The organism is Micromonospora sp. NPDC047707 (assembly GCF_040704235.1).
Taxonomy (GTDB): domain Bacteria; phylum Actinomycetota; class Actinomycetes; order Mycobacteriales; family Micromonosporaceae; genus Micromonospora.
Genome location: NZ_JBEYSU010000016.1, coordinates 45,582 through 62,882, shown reverse-complemented (window position 1 = coordinate 62,882; position 17,301 = coordinate 45,582). Strand labels below are relative to the sequence as shown.

Genomic DNA, 17,301 nt, shown 5'->3' with positions numbered 1-17,301 from the left:
GGACCGCCCGGCCAGATCCACCTCGGACGTCGGGCCAGGTTCATTCACCGTTTCACGTCGATCAGGCATGCTGTCCCTCGTACGCACGCACGCCTTCCAGTCGGGCCGCGGCCCACTGAGCCCCGGATCCCGCGCCGGCCTCGGCGCGGCCCTCGGCCTGCTCGCGCTCGTGTCCGCCGTGGAGTTGGCGGACGGCCGGGGTGCGAACTACATCGCCCTCATGGTCGCCGCGCCCTTCCTGGCCGCGGCCCTGGCCTCGTGGCGGGTCGTGCTGGGCGTGGGCGGAGCCGCCAGTGTCCTCGGCGCGAGTTTCGCGCTGGGCGAGCAGACCGTCTCGCTCTCCACCGCCGTCGCGGTCGCGGGGATCGCCCTGGGCACGGCGCTCGCCGCGGCCACGGCGGCGGTACGGCAGCGACAGGCCGAGCAGATCGCGGAGCTGTCGAAACTCGCCGCGGTGGCCCAGCAGGCGGTGCTCCGTCCGCTCGGCCCGCAGGTGGGGTCCCTCGCGGTCGCCGCCCGCTACATCTCGTCCACCGCCACCGCGGAGATCGGCGGGGACCTGTACGAGGCGCTCGACACCCCGTACGGCGTACGCATGATCATCGGTGACGTCCGGGGCAAGGGCCTGGACGCGGTCCGACTGGCGAGCATCGTCCTGGGTTCGTACCGGCACGTGGCGTACGAGCGGGCCGACCTGCGGGCCGTCGTCGCCGACCTGGACCGGGCGGTGGCCCGCAGCGTGGGCGACGAGGACTTCGTCACCGCCGCCCTGGTCGAGGAGCGGGGCGGCACGCTGACGATCGTCAACTGCGGGCACCCGCCGCCGCTGCTGCTGCGCCACGGCGCGGTCATCCCCCTCGAACCGCCGGCCCCGGCGCCGCCGCTGGGGTTCATGCCGGTGGTCCGGCCGCGGGTCGAGCGGCTGGAACCGGGTGACCGGCTGTTGCTGTTCACCGACGGGCTGGGCGAGGCCCGGAGGGACGGGGAGTTCTTCCCGACCGCCGACCGGGCCTGGCGGCTCCTCGGTCACGGGACGGTCGCCGACGGGCTTGCGTCCCTGGAGACGGCGTTGGTGGAGTGGGTCCACGGCCGGCTCGACGACGACATCGCGCTGGTGCTGATGGAGTACACGGGCGCCCGCAGCGGGGTGACCGCCGCCGTGCCGAGCTGGGAGGTCGGCGCGGCCGAGGGCTGAGTTGCCGTGGCGTTTCCACCCCGTTGCGGTCCGTGCCGGCGCACCTGAACGGAAGGTGTGTAATGGTCGTCACTTCGTCGATCGGCTTGTCGCTTCCTACCCGCGAGTAATACAGTCGGGGTTACTGATCGGTAACACACCTGTCCGGAAGCGGGGCCAGCGAGCATGACCCACTACAAGAGCAACCTTCGGGACCTCGAGTTCAACCTGTTCGAGGTCTTCGGGGCGGACCGGACGTTCGGCCAGGCGCCGTACACGGAGCTGGACGTCGACACCGCCCGCAGCTTCCTCTCCGAGGTCGACCGCCTGGCCCGCGAGGACCTCGCGGCCAGCTACACGGACAGCGACCGGAACCCGCCGGTGTTCGACCCGGCGACGCACACCGCGCCGCTGCCCGAGTCGTTCAAGAAGTCGTACAAGGCCTTCATGGACTCCGAGTTCTGGCGGCTGGACCTGCCCGAGGTGCTGGACGGTTCCAACGCCCCGCGCGCGCTCTGGTGGTCCCTCGCCGAGCTGGTGCTCGGCGCCAACGCCCCGATCTGGATGTACGCGTCCGGCCCGTCCTTCGCCCACGTCCTGCACGTCGAGGGCACCGAGCAGCAGAAGAAGTGGGCCAAGCTCTTCATCGACAAGCAGTGGGGCTCGACGATGGTGCTGACCGAGCCGGACGCCGGCTCGGACGTCGGCGCCGGCCGCACCCGCGCCATCCAGCAGCCGGACGGCTCCTGGCACATCGAGGGTGTCAAGCGCTTCATCACCTCGGGTGAGCACGACCTCTCCGACAACATCGTCCACTACGTGCTGGCCCGCCCGGTCGGCGTCGAGGGCGTGGGCGGCCCGGGCACCAAGGGGCTCTCGCTCTTCGTCGTCCCGAAGTACCACTTCGACGAGGAGACCGGCGAGCTGGGCGAGCGCAACGGCGTCTTCGCCACCAACGTCGAGCACAAGATGGGCCTGAAGGTCTCGAACACCTGCGAGGTGACCTTCGGCGAGCACGGCGTTCCGGCCAAGGGCTGGTTGCTGGGCGAGAAGCACGACGGCATCCGGCAGATGTTCATGATCATCGAGTATGCCCGGATGATGGTCGGCACGAAGGCGATCGCCACGCTCTCCACCGGTTACCTGAACGCACTCGAGTACGCCAAGAACCGGGTGCAGGGCGCCGACCTGACCCAGATGGCCGACAAGACCGCGCCGCGGGTGGCCATCACCCACCACCCGGACGTGCGCCGCTCGCTGCTGCTGCAGAAGTCGTACGCCGAGGGTCTGCGCGCGCTGGTCTGCTACACGGCCAGCTGGCAGGACAAGGTCGCCATCGCGGAGACGGCCGGCGACGAGAAGGCCACCAAGCTGGCCAAGCGGGTCAACGACCTGCTGCTGCCGCTGGTGAAGGGCGTCGGCTCGGAGCGGGCGTACGAGCTGCTCGGCCACGAGTCGCTCCAGACCTTCGGCGGTTCCGGCTTCCTCCAGGACTACCCGCTGGAGCAGTACGTCCGGGACGCCAAGATCGACACCCTGTACGAGGGCACCACCGCGATCCAGAGCCTCGACCTGCTCTTCCGGAAGATCGTCCGGGACAACGGCAAGGCGCTGATGGCGGTCGCCGGCGAGATCCAGGAGTTCATCGCCACCGAGGGCGGCAACGGCCAGCTCAAGGAGGAGCGGCAGGCGCTGGGCAAGGCGCTCGCCGAGATCCAGACCATCCTGGGCGTGATGACCGGCTGGCTGGGCGAGGCGCAGGGCGGGGACACCCGCGCCCTGTACAAGGTCGGCCTCAGCAGCCGCCGGTTCCTGCTGGCGGTGGGTGACCTGGTCGTGGGCTGGCTGCTCCAGAAGCAGGCCGACGTCGCCCTGAAGGGGCTCGCCGGCGAGGTGTCCGCGTCCGACAAGGCGTTCTACACCGGCAAGGTGGCCGCTGCCCGGTTCTTCGCCCGCGAGGTGCTGCCGCGCATCGGCGCGGACCGGCGGATCATCGAGAACGCCGACCTGGACGTCATGGACCTCCCGGAGGAGGCGTTCTGAGTCACGCCGTACCGCTCAGCGGTGTGGTGAGCCCGGGCCTGATCCGGGAGTGAGCTGGTCACGACGGCCGGCGGGTGTCGACCCGCCGGCCGTCGTGTTTCCGTTCCCTCAGCGCGGCCCGGGCCACGACCCCGTCGGTGGTCCCGCGGACGCCGAGCTCGGGCGGGGCTGCTACCTCCCTTTGCTCTGCTTCAACGGACGCAACGCTCCGGTGCCGGAACCTGTGCGTGGGTTGAAGCAGAGCAAAGGGGGCCGAAGGGCGATGGTCGTCCGGGCCGACGGCGGCCCATGATTTCGGGTGTTGTGCGGGTAGCCGCAGCTCACGACGGGTATCCACCGCGGACCACGGCAGAGAACGCCCAGAGCCACCGCACGGGGGAGTGCAGCGCACATGGGCATTGGTAGCGGCATCTTCCTGATCGCCGTCGGAGCGATCCTCACCTTCGCCATCCGGGCCAACGTCTGGTGGCTCGACCTACGCGCGGTCGGCTGGGTGTTCATCCTGGCCGGGCTCGCCGTTCTGCTCACCACGCTCTGGTTCTGGCAGGACCGTCGCAAGCGGGCACGAACGCTGATCGTGGAGGAGAACCGGCTGTCGCACCCCACCGCGATGATGCCGCCGCCTCCCGACCCGCCGCCGCCCACCGCGCCGCCGTCCTGACCCCGCGACGACACACGCCCCGAGCCGCGCACCGACCGGTGCGCGGCTCCGGCGTGGTTCGTCAACCCCGTGCCGTGTGCCGCGCGGTGATGACGCTTCCCGCCCGGCCCAGCTCCGCCCACTCGGCCGCCGTCCGATGCACCGCGATGTCGCTGGTGCGTAGCCCGTCCTGGTCCGCCCGATCCGGGTCGAGCAGCGCCGACAGAAGCGAGATGCCGGGATTGTGGGCGACGAGCAGCACCGTTCGGGCATTCGGATCCACTCGCCGCACCAGCGCCAGCAGGTCCTCCGGGTGCGCCTCGTATGCGTCCGCCGCATAGTGGACGGCGGGCGCCGGCCCGGCGGACCCGCCCTCGGGCGGCGTCCCGGTCATGCCCAACGCCACAGCGTGCCAGGTCTCGCGGGTGCGCCGCGCCGCCGAGCAGATCACCACGTCGGGCAGGAGCGCGTGCTTGGCGAGCCACGCGCCGGCCGCCGCCGCGTCCGCCCGCCCCCGCGCCGCCAGCGGACGCTCCACGTCCGGTCCGTCGTCGGGCGGCTCCGCCTTCGAGTGCCGGAGCAGCACCAGCGTGCGGGCCTGGGCGTACGGGTCCGTCATGTCCCCAAGCTTGCCCGATTGGCGATCTCACCGCCTGGGTAAGTCGATGGCTGCCGCAACCTCACCGATGGCCGCGGCGACCGGAACGCCAGGTGACATGCCGAGGAGGCGACGACATGGGCATTGGTGGCAGTATCTTCCTGATCGCGCTGGGCGCGATCTTCGCGTTCGCCGTCGAGGCGAACCTGGGGTGGCTCGACCTGGCCGTGGTCGGCTGGGTGCTGATGCTCGCCGGTGTGGCGGGCCTGCTGGTCACCCTCTACTTCTGGAACTCCCGCCGCCGCACGGTGGTCGCCCGGCCGGTCCGCGAGGAGCGCGTCGTGGCCGACCCCGTCGTGCCCGCGCAGGACCGGGTCGTGCAGGAGTACCGCGAGGTCCGCCGGCCGGGCCCGACGGTCTGACGGCTGTTAGGAAGGGCCCCTTCCTCTACCGGAGGCGTTAAGGAGGGGCCCTTCCTTCGCGTCAGACGAAGAGGGCGAAGTAGATCGCGATGTGGTGACAGATCGCGGCCACCAGCGTGCAGGCGTGGAAGAACTCGTGGTGGCCGAAGACCGTCGGCCAGGGGTTGGGCCGCCGCAGCGCGTAGAAGACGGCACCGACGCTGTAGATGGCGCCACCGACGATCAGCAGGACCAGGGCGGTCACGCCACCGACGCGGAGGATGTCCGGCAGCATCGCCACCGAGACCCAGCCGAGCGCGAGGTAGAGCGGCGCCGAGACCCAGCGTGGGGCGTGCGGCCAGACGAGCTTGAGCGCGACACCGCCGAGAGCCCCACCCCACACCAGCGAGAGCATCACCGTCGCGGGCCGCGGCTCCAGCAGGAGGACGCAGAAGGGCGTGTACGTCCCGGCGATGAACACGAAGATCATCGAGTGGTCCATCCGGCGCATGATCTGGTAGCCCCGCTCGGACCACACCCGACGGTGGTAGAGGGCGCTGGTGCCGAAGAGGCCGCAGACCGTGAGGCTGTAGACGAGGCAGCTGACCAGCGGCGACCAGCCGGGCCGGGCGGCGGCGACGGAGCAGAGCACGATGCCGCAGACGAGTGCGACGAAGAACGCGTACGTGTGGAGCCAGCCGCGCATCCGCGGCTTGCCGATGTCGACCGGCTTGAGGCGAAGCGGTGCGGAGGTGGTCACGCCAACAGGTTACGGCACCGTAGGTTACTTAGAAGTAGTGCGTCCGGTCACGCCCGATGAACGCGCGCCGGGGAAACAGCGACGCGGTGCCGTCCGGAAGGATGGCGGGATGCGGATCCGACCGGTCGGGGCCCACGCCCTGCTGCTCGACTGCGCCGGCGAGACCGACCCGGCTGCCGGGGACGACGTGACCGGCCCGGGTGGAGCCGTCGCTGCGCAGGTGGAGGCGTGGCGGGCCGAGCTGTGGCGCCGCCGGGAGCGGGGTGAGCTGCACGCCGTCGAGATCGTCCCGGCCGCGACCACCGTGCTGCTCGACGGCGTACGCGATCCGCAGCGCACCGCCGTGCTCGTCGCCGGGTGGACCCCGGCACCGGCCGCCACCGCCACCGCCGCCGCCACGGTCGAGGTGCCCGTGACGTACGACGGGGAGGACCTGCCCACCGTCGCCGGCCACTGGCGGGTCGACGTGCCGGCCGTCGTACGGCGACTCACCACCACGGAGTTCCGGGTGGCCTTCTGCGGCTTCGCCCCCGGGTTCGCGTACCTCACCGGGCTCCCCGCCGCGCTGGCCGTGCCCCGGCTGCCGAGTCCCCGTTCCCGGGTGCCCGCCGGCTCGGTCGCCCTGGCCGGCCCGTACGCCGGGATCTACCCGACCGCATCACCCGGCGGCTGGCTGCTCGTCGGGCGCACCGACCTGTCCCTGTTCGACGTGCACGCCGACCCGCCGGCCCGGCTCGGCCCCGGCACCCGCGTCCGGCTGGTGCCCGCGTGACCGCCCCGACCGGCGGGCCCGCCGGCACCGTCGAGGTGCTGCGGGCCGGTGCCCTCACCACCGTGCAGGACCTCGGCCGGCCCGGCTGGGCGCACCTCGGCGTGCCGCGCTCCGGCGCCCTCGACCCGGCCGCCCTCCGGCTGGCCAACCGCCTGGTCGGCAACCCCGAGCCCACCGCCGGCCTGGAGAGCACCCTGACCGGGTGCGCGCTGCGGTTCACCCGCGCCACCACCGTGGCGGTGACGGGGGCGGACACCGACGTGCGGGTCGGCGCCCGCCCCGGTGACGTCGGACGGCCGCTCGCCGTACCGGCCGGCGGGGTCGTCCGGGTCGGTCCACCCCGCACCGGCGTGCGGTCGTGGCTGGCCGTCGCGGGCGGGATCGGCGTCGAGCCGGTGCTCGGCAGCCGCGCCACGGACACGCTCTCCGGGCTGGGCCCGCCCCCGCTGCGGGACGGCGACCGGCTCCCCCTCGGTACGCCGGCCGGCCCGCCCGCCCCGGTGGACGTCACCGTCCCCGCGCCCCCCTCGGCCGAGCTGCGGTTGACGCTGCGCCTCGGCCCACGCGACAACTGGTTCACACCGCTCGCGCTCGACCGGCTGTTCGGCACCGCGTACACCGTCTCGCCGGTGAGCAACCGGGTCGGCGCGCGACTGACCGGCGCTGCCCTGCCCCGCGCGGTGGCCGGGGAACTGCCCAGCGAGGGCCTGGTGCTCGGCGCGGTGCAGGTGCCGGCGGACGGCCAGCCGCTGGTGTTCCTCGCCGACCACCCGACGACCGGCGGATACCCGGTCATCGGGGTGGTGGCCGACGTGACCCCGCTCGCGCAGGCCCGGCCAGGGACTACGGTGACGTTCCATGGACCTCAACGCTGACCTCGGTGAGGGCTTCGGCATCTGGCGGCTCGGCGACGACGCGGCGCTGCTGGACCTGGTCACCTCCGCCAACGTCGCCTGCGGCTTCCACGCCGGGGACGCCCCCACGATGCGCCGGGTGTGCGCCGGCGCGGCCGAGCGCGGGGTCGCGGTTGGCGCGCAGGTCGGCTACCGGGACCTCGCCGGCTTCGGGCGGCGGCACATCGCCTACGACTTCGTCGAGCTGCGGGACGAGATCCTCTACCAGCTCGGTGCCCTGGACGCGTTCTGCCGGATCGTCGGCACCCGGGTGCGCTACCTCAAGCCGCACGGCGCCCTCTACCACGCCGCGGCCTGTGCCGAGTCGCAGGCGGCGGCGCTGGTCGCCGCGGTCGGCGAGTACGACGACCAGCTGCCGCTGCTCTGCCCGTCCGGCTCGGTGCTCGCCCAGCTGGCCACCGGTGCCGGGCTGCGGGTGGTCGCCGAGGGCTTCGCCGACCGGGGCTACCTGCCGAACGGGCAGCTCGTGCCCCGGGGCACCCCGAACGCCCTCGTCACCGACCCGGAGCAGATGGCGCAGCGGGCGGTCCGGATGGCCACCGAGCGGAGCGTGGTCGCGGTGGACGGCACGGTGATTCCCTGCCCGGTCGAGTCGATCTGCCTGCACGGCGACACACCGGGCGCCGTGCGGTGCGCCGAACTGGTCCGCGCCGCCCTCGTCGACGCGGGGGTTCCGCTCACCCCGTTCACGTGAAAGGAAGGGCCCCTTGCTAACGCCTCGCGTTGTAGAAGGGGCCCTTGTTAACGGGGCTCAGGCGTCCAGGCCGCGCAGCACCAGCGGGAGGCGGGTGACGGCGCCGTCGACCACCCGGACCGGAACGCCCCAGTCCTGCCGGGTCAGGTGGCAGGCGGCGTGCTCGACGTCGGCGTCACAGGTGGCGGCCTGGGCGGTCACCTGCAGCACGCCCTCGGCCACCGCCTCGTTGACCACGAGCCGCCGGGACAGGTCGGTGCCCGTGCCCGCGCCGTCCAGCAGCAGCTCCGGCGGCGAGGCCGAGACCACCAGCCGGGTCGACGGCCCGTACGTCTCGTCGAGCTTCTGCCCCGGTGCCGGCGTGAAGATGACGTCCAGGGTGACCTCGCCGGCCGCCAGGTCGGTCGGCTTCCGCTCGGCGCGGTGCCGCGGTCCGTCGACGGTGCTGGCCCCCGCGGCGGTGAGCGCGCCCGGCGCGAGCCGGGTCAGCCGGTGGGCGGCCGACTCCACGACCAGCACGCCGCCGTCCGGCGTGACCACCAGGTCGCTCGGCTCGGCGAGCCCGTCGGCGACCGTGCCGACCGCGTCGGTCTCCGGGTCGTAGCGGCGGACCGCGCCGTTGTACGTGTCGGCGATCAGCACCGAGCCGTCCGGCAGCGCGCACACCCCCAGCGGGTGCTGGAGCAGCGCCTCCGCCGCCGGCCCGTCGATGTGCCCGAAGTCGAAGAGCCCCTGGCCGACGGCCGTGCCCAGGACCCCGTTCTCGACGTACCGGATGGCGCTGGTCTCGCTGTCGGCCACCCACAGCCGCGAGCCGTCGGCCGACACCGACAGGCCGGAGGGCTGGGCCATCCACGCCTCGGCCAGCGGGCCGTCCTTCAGCGCCTCGACCGTGGTGCCCGCGTACATGCCGGCGGTGCGCTTCACCGGGTCGAACCACCAGAGCTGGTGGATGCCGGCCATCGCGATCACGACCTTGTCGTCGTACCAGGCCAGGTCCCAGGGGGAGGAGAGGTCCACGGAGCGGGCGTCGTGCGCGTGGTCGTCGACCGTGGAGCGCCACTGCCGGCCGGTGCCGGCGACGGTGACCACCTCGCCGGTGGCGAGGCGCACCCCGCGCAGCAGGTGGTTGACCGTGTCGGCGACCACCAGGTCGTAGCCGGCGACCTCGGCGACGTGCGTGGGCAGCAGGCAGAGACCCTGCGGCTCGGAGAACGTGGCCGCTTCGGCCGGGCCGTCGGCCCGGCCGCGCTCACCGGTGCCGATCCGTCGGACCAGTGTCTCGCCGTCGGGCGCCAGCTCCGCGAGCGAGTGCCGGGCCGAGTCCGACACCAGCAGGTTCCCGTCGTCGAGTACGACGGCCTTGCCGGGGAAGCGCAGCGTGGTCTCCGGCTCGGCGGGCGGCACGTACGGGCCCTCGCCCCGGTGCAGCGTGCCCTTCGCCTCGTGGGTGGCGATCAGGTCGTCGATCAGCCGGGACAGCCCCTCGGCGTGGCCCTCACCGGCCATCGTGGCGACCACGTAGCCCTCGGGGTCGATCACCGCCAGGGTCGGCCAGGCGCGGGCGGCGTACTGCTGCCACATGTCGAGCTCGGGGTCGTCGAGCACCGGATGGTGCACCCCGTACCGCTCGACGGCGGCGGCCAGGGCGTCCGCGTCCTTCTCGTGCTCGAACTTGGGCGAGTGCACGCCGATGACGACGAGCACGTCGCCGTACTTCTGCTCCAGCGGGCGCAACTCGTCGAGCACGTGCAGGCAGTTGATACAGCAGAAGGTCCAGAAGTCCAGGACGGTCACACGACCTCGGAGGTCGGCGAGCGTGAGGACCTTCCCGCCGGTGTTCAGCCAGCCCCGGCCGCGCAGCTCGGGGGCTCGTACTCGTGCGCTCATGACCCCATCGTGCCTGACCACCGGCTGCGGACCGGCCCGAGGGGGCGGACGATCTCCCTGGCGGGCGTCATCCCGGCGAGCGCCGACCACTGCCGGAAGACGGCGGCGGGGCCACGGATCGACCGTGGCCCCGCCGTTCGTCGCGTCGGGTCAGGCTGCCGGCTTGAGGCAGAGCACCCGGTTCGTGCCCTCGCCCGGAAGCACCACGTGCGGCTGCGCCGGGTCGGCGCACTTGGCCGGGGCGTCCACCTTCGACACGACGGTGAACGCACCCGCCTCCCCGCAGTCGACGGCGCTCGCGCCACTGCCGGCCTGCTTGACGCAACTGCCCACCGGCGGGTCGAAGGCCGGGGCCTCGTCACCGCCGATCTTCCCGAGCAGCGCGAGCAGGCCCAGCGGGACGGCCAGGATCAGCACGGCGGCGACCAGCACGGCGGCCAGCACCCGTCCGTTGCGGACCTTCGGCGCGGGCGCGTCGGCGGCCGGCTCGGCGATCGGCTTGAACGAGTCGAAGCGGCTCTGGTCCGCCTCGGAGCCGGTCGGCCCTCCCTGGTCCCACGACGGCACGGTCTGCTGGGGCGCCGGGGGGAACGCGGGCGAGAAGGCCGGCTCGGGCGGAGGCGGGAAGCCGGAGCCGTTGACGGCGGCGGCGCCGGCGCCGGCGGCCGGAGCACCGAACTGGTCCGCGGGCCGGTCCGCGCCACCGTGGGGCCGGACGCCGTTCATCGGCCGGTCGTGGGCCGGCGCGTCGGCGAAGGTCGGCATGCCCGGCGGGAACGGGGGCGGCGGTGCCGGCGAGGCCGGGACGACGGGTGCGGCGCCCGCGAAGGCGGCCGGACCGGCGGGCCGGTCCCGGTCGTCGGCGCCACGGCCGAAGCCGTTGTCCGCACCGAAGGAGTTGCCGGGGGCGAAGCCGTTGTCCGGGCCGAAGCCGTTGTCCGGGGCGAAGCCGTTGTCCGGGCCGTGGTCGGGCCGGGCCTCCGGCCCGAACCGGTGCGGAGCCTGGTCAGCCTGGTGGCCGTTCACCGGCTCCACGTCCTCGGTGGACTCGGGGCGGGCCGGACGGCCGTACACGCGGGGCTGCGGCGCGGGCGTCGTCGGACGCAGGGCCTGGTCCGTCGGGGGCATGACACGGCTGGCCAGCGGCACCGAGGCGCTTCCCGACACGGCGCCGGAGGCGCCGCCGGACGGCACCGCGACCGAGGCGCGGCCCGTGGACTCCGGAGACGTACGCGGAGCGGGCACCACCGGGGCGGCTGCCGGCTCGTCCTGCCGGGCGGCGGCAGCCCAGTCCTGCTGCCCACTCTCGTAACCCGGAATCCCGGCGTCCCGGCCGGGCTGCTCCGCGGCGAACGGCGCCGGAGGCGCGAAGTCGGCCGGCGGGGCGGCAGCCAGGCTGGCGCCTGGTACGCGCTGCTCCTGCGGGGGCAGCGGCACCGCGTTCGCCGGCGAGATCCCCGGCCCGGGAGCGGGCTGGTAGGCCGGCGGCTCGTCCGCCCGCTCCGGCTCCCGCGCGTCCTGCGACGCGGCCGGCTCGGAGCGGCCCCACGCTTCGCCCGGCGCCCACGGCTCGGCCTCCGGAACGGCCGGCCGCTGCGCTGGCACCCAGGGCTGCGGCGCGCCCTCCGCGGGCACCGAGGCACTGGCCCGCGCCGGGGGCGTCGAGGTCGGCTCGGCCGGCTGCCAGCCGCCGTCGTTGGCGGTCGGCGCGGCGGCACGCGCCGCCCACCCGCCGCTCGGCGGCTGCTCGTCGTGACCCCCCCAGGTGTCGCTCGGGCGCGTCTCACCCGGCGCGTCCCGGTCACCGGAGGCCGCCCAGTCGGTCTGCGGCCGGTCGTCCTGGTGGCCGGCGGCCCAGCCACCGGACCGGGCGGGGTCGTCCTGGTGCCGCCGGTCGTCCGGCGTCGGCATGTCCGTGGCCCAACCGCCGGAGGACGCGGCGTCCTGCTGCGGGGCCGGCCAGCCGGACTGGTCCGATGTGGACTGCCGGGCCGCCTCGGCGGGGCGGTCGGGCTCCGGCCATGCCTGGGGCGTGCCGGGCACCTGCGCCGCGCCGCGCACCGCGGGTGCCCAGGCCGGCGCCGCCGCGTCCGCCGCCCAGGCGGGCTGCTCCGGCTGCGCGCCGGTGGCGTCGTCCTGCGGTGCGCCCCACTCGGGCTGCTGCGGCCGGTCGTCCTGGGTGGCGGTGCCGGTCGCCCATCCGCCGGAGGAGGACTGGTCGGGCTGGGTGCCGGGATGCCAGCCGCCGGAGCGGGCCGGGTCGGGGTGGGCGGTCCCGTTGCTCCAGCCGGTGGCCGACTCGGGCTGGCCGGGCGTCGGGTGGGCCGGGGACTCCTGGGCGGGCCATGCCTGCGGCACCTGGGCCGCGCCCCGGGCCGCCGGGCCGGGCTGCCCCCAGGCGGGCGCGGGCGGCTCGGCCTGGGCCCATGCCGGCGCCTCGGGGGCGGGCTGCTCGGTCTGTGCGCGCCACGGGGGAGCACCGCCGTCGGGTGCCCACGCGCCCGGGGCGGGTGCTTCGCTCTGCTGCGGCACCTGGGCGGCACTCCAGGTGGGGGTCGGCGGTGCCTCGTTCGGCCAGGCGGGCGCCGCCGGGTTCGGCTGCGCGGGCGGCGGGGGCGCCCAACCGAGGTCGGGGTTGCCGACGGCGTACCCGTTGTCCTGCTGCGCCGGCCGGTCGCCGTACGGCGTCGGTCCACCAGCGCCCGGCGACGCCTCGTCCGGCTGCTGGCCGGGGTGCTGCGTGCCCTCGGACGTCATGCGTGCGCCTCCTCCATCACCTGTCGGCCGCCGGCACCGCGTGCGCGGCACGGCGACCGGCGTCGCCGGTGGGTACCGGCCGTGCCGGCTCCCCGCACCGTATCCGGTGCCCCTGAAGGGGCATCGGGGAGCACTGGCCGTCACTCCGCGTCGCCGGACCGTGTCGATCGGCCTCTATCGGAACCGACCTGCCCGACGGGCGGGCGACGACCGGATCCCACCGTACCGGGCGCCGGGGTGATGGGGGAATCCCGGTGCCAGCCGGTGTGGGGCGGCCGATCGGTGGGCCCGCGTGAACGCCGACGGCCCGCCCGGGTTCACCCGGGCGGGCCGTCGGCTGAGGAGGCGAGGAACGTCGTGGAGCGTCAGTGCATGTGACGCTGGGCGATGGCGAGGATCTCGTCGCGTACCGCGGGCGAGTTGGCCGAGCGCAGCGCGCGCTCGATGGCGCGGGCGCGGCGGTTGGCGTCGCGGCGGTTGCGGATTCGCTCGATCATGCTCATGGGTCTCTCCATCCTGGCTATTCGGTTGTTGGCCCCTGGTGACTCCTATTTAACCGCGTCCAGCCCGAGATTTCCATCGATTATTAGGTGAGCTGAGACACCTGCCTAACAATCTAAGGCCAGACAGGGGTCCGGGCCGAAGTTCCGTCGCCGAATGGAAACGGCCGGTGTGCCGGGCGTTCACCCGTGGCACACCGGCCGTCCATCGCTCAGCCGAGGCGGACCGGTCAGGTCCAGGCGAGCAACGCCGCCTCCGGATCGGCGAGGAAGTCACCGACGTCCCGGAGGAACTTCGACCCGAGCTCCCCGTCGATGATCCGGTGGTCGAACGACAGGCCGAGCGTCGTGACCTGGCGCGGGCGCACCTTGCCCTTGTGCACCCACGGCATCTCGCGCACCGCACCGAACGCCAGGATCGCCGACTCGCCCGGGGGCAGGATCGGCGTACCCGTGTCCACCCCGAACACACCGACGTTGGTGATGGTCAGGGTGCCGCCGGACATGTCCGCCGGGGAGGTCTTCCCGGCCTTGGCCGTCTGCACCAGGTCGGTCAGCGCGTCCGCCAACTCCCGCAGGGTGAGCCGACCGGCGTCCTTGACGTTCGGCACGATCAGACCGCGCTCGGTGGCCGCCGCGATGCCCAGGTTGACGTACTCCTTGACCACGATCTCGTCACCGGCCCAGGTCGAGTTGACCATCGGGTGGCGCTTGACCGCCAGCAGCACGGCCTTGGCGACCAGCAGCAGCGGCGAGACGCGGACGTCCCGCCACTCCCGCCGGCTGCGGAGCCGGTCCAGGGCCTTCATCGCCCGGGTCACGTCGACGGTCAGGAACTCCGTCACGTGCGGCGCGGTGAACGCCGAGCGGGACATGTTCTCCGCCGTCAGCTTCCGGACCCCCTTGACCGGGATCCGCTGCTCGCGGTCGGCGCCGAAGCTCGCCGCCGCCGGGACCGCCGCCAGCGGCTCGGCCGCCGGGGTGCCGCTCGCCGCCTGATGGACGTCCTCCCGGGTGATCGAGCCGAGCGGGCCCGAGCCGGTCAGGGTCGACAGGTCGACGCCGAGATCCTTGGCGAGCTTGCGTACCGGGGGCTTGGCCAGCACGAGACCACCGGCGGTGGCGCCGCCGTGCCCGTTGCGGCCGCCCGCCGGCGGCGCGGCCACCGGCGCGGGGGCCGGCCGGACCGGCTCCGGGGCCGGCTGGACCGGCGCGGGCGCCGCCTGGGCCTGCGCCGGGACCTCACCCTTGCGCGGGCGGCGCTTCGCGGCGGTCGTACGCGGGCCGTAGCCCACCAGCACCGCCGTCCGGCCACCCGGAGCGGGACCACCGATCAGGCCCGGCTCGACCGCGCCCTCGGTCGGCGCGACCTCCACCGCCGCGAGCGACGCGGCCGACGGGGTGGGCAGGTCCCCGTCCGGCGCGCCGGTGGTGGTCGGCGTGTCCAGCGGGCCGGCGCCCGGGTCGGTGTCGATCGCGATGATCGGCGTACCGACCTCGACGGTCGTGCCCTCCCCGTGGAAGATCGCCTGGACCTTGCCGGCCCACTTCGCCGGGATCTCGACGGCCGCCTTGGCGGTCTCGACCTCGACGATCGGCTGGTTCAGCTCGATCGTGTCGCCGACCTTGACCAGCCAGCTGAGGATCTCGCCCTCGGTCAGGCCCTCGCCCAGGTCGGGAAGGTTGAACTCCTTGATCCGCGACATGCCGCTCACCAGCCGAAGGTGCGGTCGACGGCGTCGAGCACCCGGTCGAGGTCGGGCAGGTACTCCTCCTCCACCCGGGCGGCCGGGTAGGGGGTGTCGAAGCCGGTCACCCGCAGCACCGGGGACTCCAGGGAGTAGAAGCACTCCTCGGTGATCCGGGCCGCGATCTCCGCGCCGAGGCCGACGTTGGACGGCGCCTCGTGCACCACCACCGCGCGGCCGGTGCGGCGCACCGACTCGTAGACCACGCCGAGGTCGAGCGGCGAGAGCGTACGCAGGTCGATGACCTCCAGCTCCCGGCCGTCCTCGGCGGCGGCGGTCGCCGCGTCCAGGCAGGTACGCACCATCGGCCCGTACGCGAGCAGGGTGGCGTCGGTGCCGGGCCGGGCGACCCGGGCGGCGTGCAGCGGGTACGCGTCGCCGAGCGGCGCGTCGACCTCGACCGGGCCCTTCTCCCAGTAGCGGCGCTTGGGCTCGAGGAACACGATCGGGTCGTCCGAGGCGATGGCCTGCTGGATCATCGCGTACGCGTCCTGCGGGTTGGAGCAGGAGACGACCTTGAGGCCGGCGGTGTGCGCGAAGTACGCCTCCGGCGACTCCGAGTGGTGCTCGACCGCGCCGATGCCGCCGCCGAACGGGATGCGGATCACCATCGGGATCCGCAGCTTGCCGCGCGAGCGGTAGTGCATCTTCGCCACCTGCGACACGATCTGGTCGTACGCCGGGTAGACGAAGCCGTCGAACTGGATCTCGCAGACCGGCCGGTAGCCGCGGATGGCCAGGCCGATCGCGGTGCCGATGATGCCGGACTCGGCGAGCGGCGTGTCGATCACCCGCTGGTCGCCGAAGTCCTTCTGGAGCCCGTCGGTGATCCGGAAGACGCCGCCGAGCTTGCCGACGTCCTCGCCCATGATGACGACCTTCGGGTCGTTCTCCAGGGCCTTGCGCAGGCCGACGTTGAGGGCCTTGCCGAGGGTTAGCGTCTCCGTGGCCATCAGTGCGCGCTCCCCTCGAACGACTCCAGGTACCTGCTGAACTGTTCCCGCTGCTCGTCGAGGAGCGGGGACCCGTTGGGGTAGACGTGGTCGAACAGGGTGGTCGGCTCCGGGTTCGGCATGGCGAGTACCCGCTCGCGCAGGTGCACCGACTCGCGCTTGGCCTGCTCGTCGACGTCGGCGAAGAAGTCCGCGTCGGCGATCTGCTGCTTCTCCAGGAAGGCCTTCATCCGGGCGATCGGGTCCTTCGCCTGCCAGGCCTCGACCTCGCTGGCGATCCGGTACCGGGTCGGGTCGTCGGAGGTGGTGTGCGCCCCCATCCGGTACGTGTACGCCTCGATCAGGCTCGGGCCCTGCCCGTGCCGGGCGTTGTCCAGCGCCTGCCGGGTCACCGCGTACGTGGCGAGCACGTCGTTGCCGTCCACCCGGACCCCGGGAAAGCCGAAGCCGGCGGCCCGCTGGTAGAGCGGGATGCGGGTCTGCCGCTCCAGCGGCTCGGAGATGGCGTACTGGTTGTTCTGGCAGAAGAAAACCAGCGGCGCGTTGAAGACGCCGGCCCAGACGAACGACTCGTTCACGTCACCCTGGCTGGTGGCGCCGTCGCCGAAGTACGCGATCACCGCCTCGCCGTCGTCGGTGCCCGTCTTGCCGTCCATGGCGACACCCATGGCGTACCCGGTCGCGTGCAGGGTCTGCGCCCCGATCACGATCGTGTACATGTTGAACTTGAACTCGTTCGGGTCCCAGCCGCCCTGGTCGACGCCGCGGAACAGGCCCAGCGGCATGATCGGGTCGATGCCCCGGCAGTAGAGGACACCGTGCTCCCGGTAGGTCGGGAAGGCCATGTCCTGCGTACGCAGCGCCCGGCCGGACCCGACCTGCGCCGCCTCCTGGCCGAGCAGGCTCGCCCAGATGCCCAGCTCGCCCTGCCGCTGCAGGGCGGTCGCCTCGGCGTCCAGCTTCCGCACCAGCACCAGGTCCCGGTAGAGGCCCCGGTACTCCTCGTCGGTGAAGTCGACGCGGTACTCGGTGCCGTCCGGCCCCGTCACGCTGTCGATCCGCTCACCCTCGGGGGTGAGCAGCTGTACAAGCTCGGGGTCGCCGGTCGCGCCCTTCCTGGACCGGGGTGCGGCCCGTCGTCCGCCTCTGGTGACCCCGGGGTCGCCCTTTGCCATCCGTCTCTCCCTGTCGTGTCTGCGCCGGCACCGGGGGGTCACCCGGCAAACGCGCAACTCCTGCGCCTGTCCGGCTGGTGCCGGACCGGTTCCTGGCGACCGCGCCTAGCCCCGGTGGGGGTTGCCGCGCGGCGTGAGCCGGATCCAGGGGAGTGGATCCGGTTCGGGAGCGCCGGCGCCCAGCCGGGCCGTCCGCGGGGGTGCGCGGCGACCCCGGCTGCGTTGCCGTCGTGGTCCATATTCGCATCACACGTGAGCGGGCCCACAGCCCGACCGGCCCAC

Annotated in this window: 15 protein-coding genes; 7 read left to right on the top strand and 8 right to left on the bottom strand. The window is 73.7% G+C overall.

Annotated features, from left to right (window positions below; translation table 11 throughout):
• The first annotated feature begins 67 nt into the window (after positions 1-67).
• The 3 genes from AB0873_RS18775 to AB0873_RS18765 all read left to right on the top strand — a co-directional run bounded on the left by AB0873_RS18775 (position 68) and on the right by AB0873_RS18765 (position 3,878).
• Positions 68-1,195, top strand: coding sequence for a PP2C family protein-serine/threonine phosphatase (locus AB0873_RS18775; protein WP_366600968.1), 1,128 nt, complete (start codon positions 68-70; stop codon positions 1,193-1,195).
• Between the two features lie 165 nt (positions 1,196-1,360).
• Positions 1,361-3,217, top strand: a complete 1,857-nt coding sequence (locus AB0873_RS18770) for an acyl-CoA dehydrogenase (protein ID WP_366600967.1) — start codon at positions 1,361-1,363, stop codon at positions 3,215-3,217.
• Positions 3,218-3,608: 391 nt separating this feature from the next.
• Complete coding sequence (locus AB0873_RS18765) at positions 3,609-3,878, top strand: DUF6458 family protein (RefSeq protein WP_155329506.1); 270 nt, start codon at positions 3,609-3,611, stop codon at positions 3,876-3,878.
• Positions 3,879-3,939: 61 nt separating this feature from the next.
• On the opposite strand, the gene AB0873_RS18760 is transcribed toward AB0873_RS18765, so the two are convergent.
• Positions 3,940-4,476 carry a histidine phosphatase family protein gene (locus tag AB0873_RS18760; protein ID WP_155329505.1) on the bottom strand — a complete coding sequence of 179 codons (537 nt, stop codon included), beginning with the start codon at positions 4,474-4,476 and terminating at the stop codon, positions 3,940-3,942.
• A 116-nt stretch (positions 4,477-4,592) separates the two neighbouring features.
• On the opposite strand from AB0873_RS18760, the gene AB0873_RS18755 reads away from it, so the two are divergent.
• Positions 4,593-4,877 (top strand): DUF6458 family protein, encoded by a 285-nt coding sequence (locus AB0873_RS18755; RefSeq protein ID WP_155329504.1) that lies wholly within the window; start codon positions 4,593-4,595, stop codon positions 4,875-4,877.
• Between the two features lie 61 nt (positions 4,878-4,938).
• Here the strand turns inward: AB0873_RS18755 and AB0873_RS18750 are convergent, their stop codons facing one another.
• A complete protein-coding gene (locus AB0873_RS18750) occupies positions 4,939-5,616 on the bottom strand; it encodes a hemolysin III family protein (protein ID WP_155329503.1) in 678 nt (225 codons plus the stop codon).
• Between the two features lie 109 nt (positions 5,617-5,725).
• On the opposite strand from AB0873_RS18750, the gene AB0873_RS18745 reads away from it, so the two are divergent.
• Genes AB0873_RS18745 through AB0873_RS18735 form a run of 3 tightly spaced genes read left to right on the top strand, consistent with a single transcriptional unit; the run spans position 5,726 to position 7,996 of the window.
• Complete coding sequence (locus AB0873_RS18745) at positions 5,726-6,388, top strand: allophanate hydrolase subunit 1 (protein ID WP_366600966.1); 663 nt, start codon at positions 5,726-5,728, stop codon at positions 6,386-6,388.
• Positions 6,385-7,263, top strand: a complete 879-nt coding sequence (locus tag AB0873_RS18740; RefSeq protein WP_366600965.1) for a biotin-dependent carboxyltransferase family protein — start codon at positions 6,385-6,387, stop codon at positions 7,261-7,263. The genes AB0873_RS18745 and AB0873_RS18740 overlap by 4 nt, the downstream gene beginning before the upstream one ends.
• Positions 7,247-7,996, top strand: coding sequence for a 5-oxoprolinase subunit PxpA (locus AB0873_RS18735; protein ID WP_366600964.1), 750 nt, complete (start codon positions 7,247-7,249; stop codon positions 7,994-7,996). The genes AB0873_RS18740 and AB0873_RS18735 overlap by 17 nt, the downstream gene beginning before the upstream one ends.
• A 57-nt stretch (positions 7,997-8,053) precedes the next feature.
• Here AB0873_RS18735 and AB0873_RS18730 read toward each other — a convergent pair whose 3' ends face one another.
• From AB0873_RS18730 to pdhA, 6 genes are all read right to left on the bottom strand, one after another.
• Positions 8,054-9,886, bottom strand: coding sequence for an NHL domain-containing thioredoxin family protein (locus AB0873_RS18730; RefSeq protein WP_366600963.1), 1,833 nt, complete (start codon positions 9,884-9,886; stop codon positions 8,054-8,056).
• A 150-nt stretch (positions 9,887-10,036) separates the two neighbouring features.
• Positions 10,037-12,643: a hypothetical protein gene (locus AB0873_RS18725; RefSeq protein ID WP_366600962.1), complete on the bottom strand. Its 2,607-nt coding sequence runs from the start codon at positions 12,641-12,643 to the stop codon at positions 10,037-10,039.
• Positions 12,644-13,008: 365 nt separating this feature from the next.
• Positions 13,009-13,146 carry a hypothetical protein gene (locus AB0873_RS18720; RefSeq protein ID WP_196255796.1) on the bottom strand — a complete coding sequence of 46 codons (138 nt, stop codon included), beginning with the start codon at positions 13,144-13,146 and terminating at the stop codon, positions 13,009-13,011.
• A gap of 227 nt (positions 13,147-13,373) precedes the next feature.
• Positions 13,374-14,849 (bottom strand): dihydrolipoamide acetyltransferase family protein, encoded by a 1,476-nt coding sequence (locus AB0873_RS18715; protein ID WP_366601025.1) that lies wholly within the window; start codon positions 14,847-14,849, stop codon positions 13,374-13,376.
• 5 nt (positions 14,850-14,854) lie between these two features.
• Positions 14,855-15,844 (bottom strand): alpha-ketoacid dehydrogenase subunit beta, encoded by a 990-nt coding sequence (locus AB0873_RS18710; RefSeq protein WP_366600961.1) that lies wholly within the window; start codon positions 15,842-15,844, stop codon positions 14,855-14,857.
• Positions 15,844-17,019, bottom strand: coding sequence for a pyruvate dehydrogenase (acetyl-transferring) E1 component subunit alpha (gene pdhA, locus AB0873_RS18705; RefSeq protein ID WP_366600960.1), 1,176 nt, complete (start codon positions 17,017-17,019; stop codon positions 15,844-15,846). The genes AB0873_RS18710 and pdhA overlap by 1 nt, the downstream gene beginning before the upstream one ends.
• Between the last annotated feature and the right edge of the window lie 282 nt (positions 17,020-17,301).

Coding starts and splice junctions, on each gene's coding strand:
- pdhA (WP_366600960.1), bottom strand. CDS start 17,019: ATGGCAAAGGGCGACCCCGGGGTCACCAGAGGCGGACGACGGGCCGCA.
- AB0873_RS18765 (WP_155329506.1), top strand. CDS start 3,609: ATGGGCATTGGTAGCGGCATCTTCCTGATCGCCGTCGGAGCGATCCTC.
- AB0873_RS18730 (WP_366600963.1), bottom strand. CDS start 9,886: ATGAGCGCACGAGTACGAGCCCCCGAGCTGCGCGGCCGGGGCTGGCTG.
- AB0873_RS18720 (WP_196255796.1), bottom strand. CDS start 13,146: ATGAGCATGATCGAGCGAATCCGCAACCGCCGCGACGCCAACCGCCGC.
- AB0873_RS18770 (WP_366600967.1), top strand. CDS start 1,361: ATGACCCACTACAAGAGCAACCTTCGGGACCTCGAGTTCAACCTGTTC.
- AB0873_RS18715 (WP_366601025.1), bottom strand. CDS start 14,849: ATGTCGCGGATCAAGGAGTTCAACCTTCCCGACCTGGGCGAGGGCCTG.
- AB0873_RS18735 (WP_366600964.1), top strand. CDS start 7,247: ATGGACCTCAACGCTGACCTCGGTGAGGGCTTCGGCATCTGGCGGCTC.
- AB0873_RS18745 (WP_366600966.1), top strand. CDS start 5,726: ATGCGGATCCGACCGGTCGGGGCCCACGCCCTGCTGCTCGACTGCGCC.
- AB0873_RS18760 (WP_155329505.1), bottom strand. CDS start 4,476: ATGACGGACCCGTACGCCCAGGCCCGCACGCTGGTGCTGCTCCGGCAC.
- AB0873_RS18775 (WP_366600968.1), top strand. CDS start 68: ATGCTGTCCCTCGTACGCACGCACGCCTTCCAGTCGGGCCGCGGCCCA.
- AB0873_RS18725 (WP_366600962.1), bottom strand. CDS start 12,643: ATGACGTCCGAGGGCACGCAGCACCCCGGCCAGCAGCCGGACGAGGCG.
- AB0873_RS18710 (WP_366600961.1), bottom strand. CDS start 15,844: ATGGCCACGGAGACGCTAACCCTCGGCAAGGCCCTCAACGTCGGCCTG.
- AB0873_RS18755 (WP_155329504.1), top strand. CDS start 4,593: ATGGGCATTGGTGGCAGTATCTTCCTGATCGCGCTGGGCGCGATCTTC.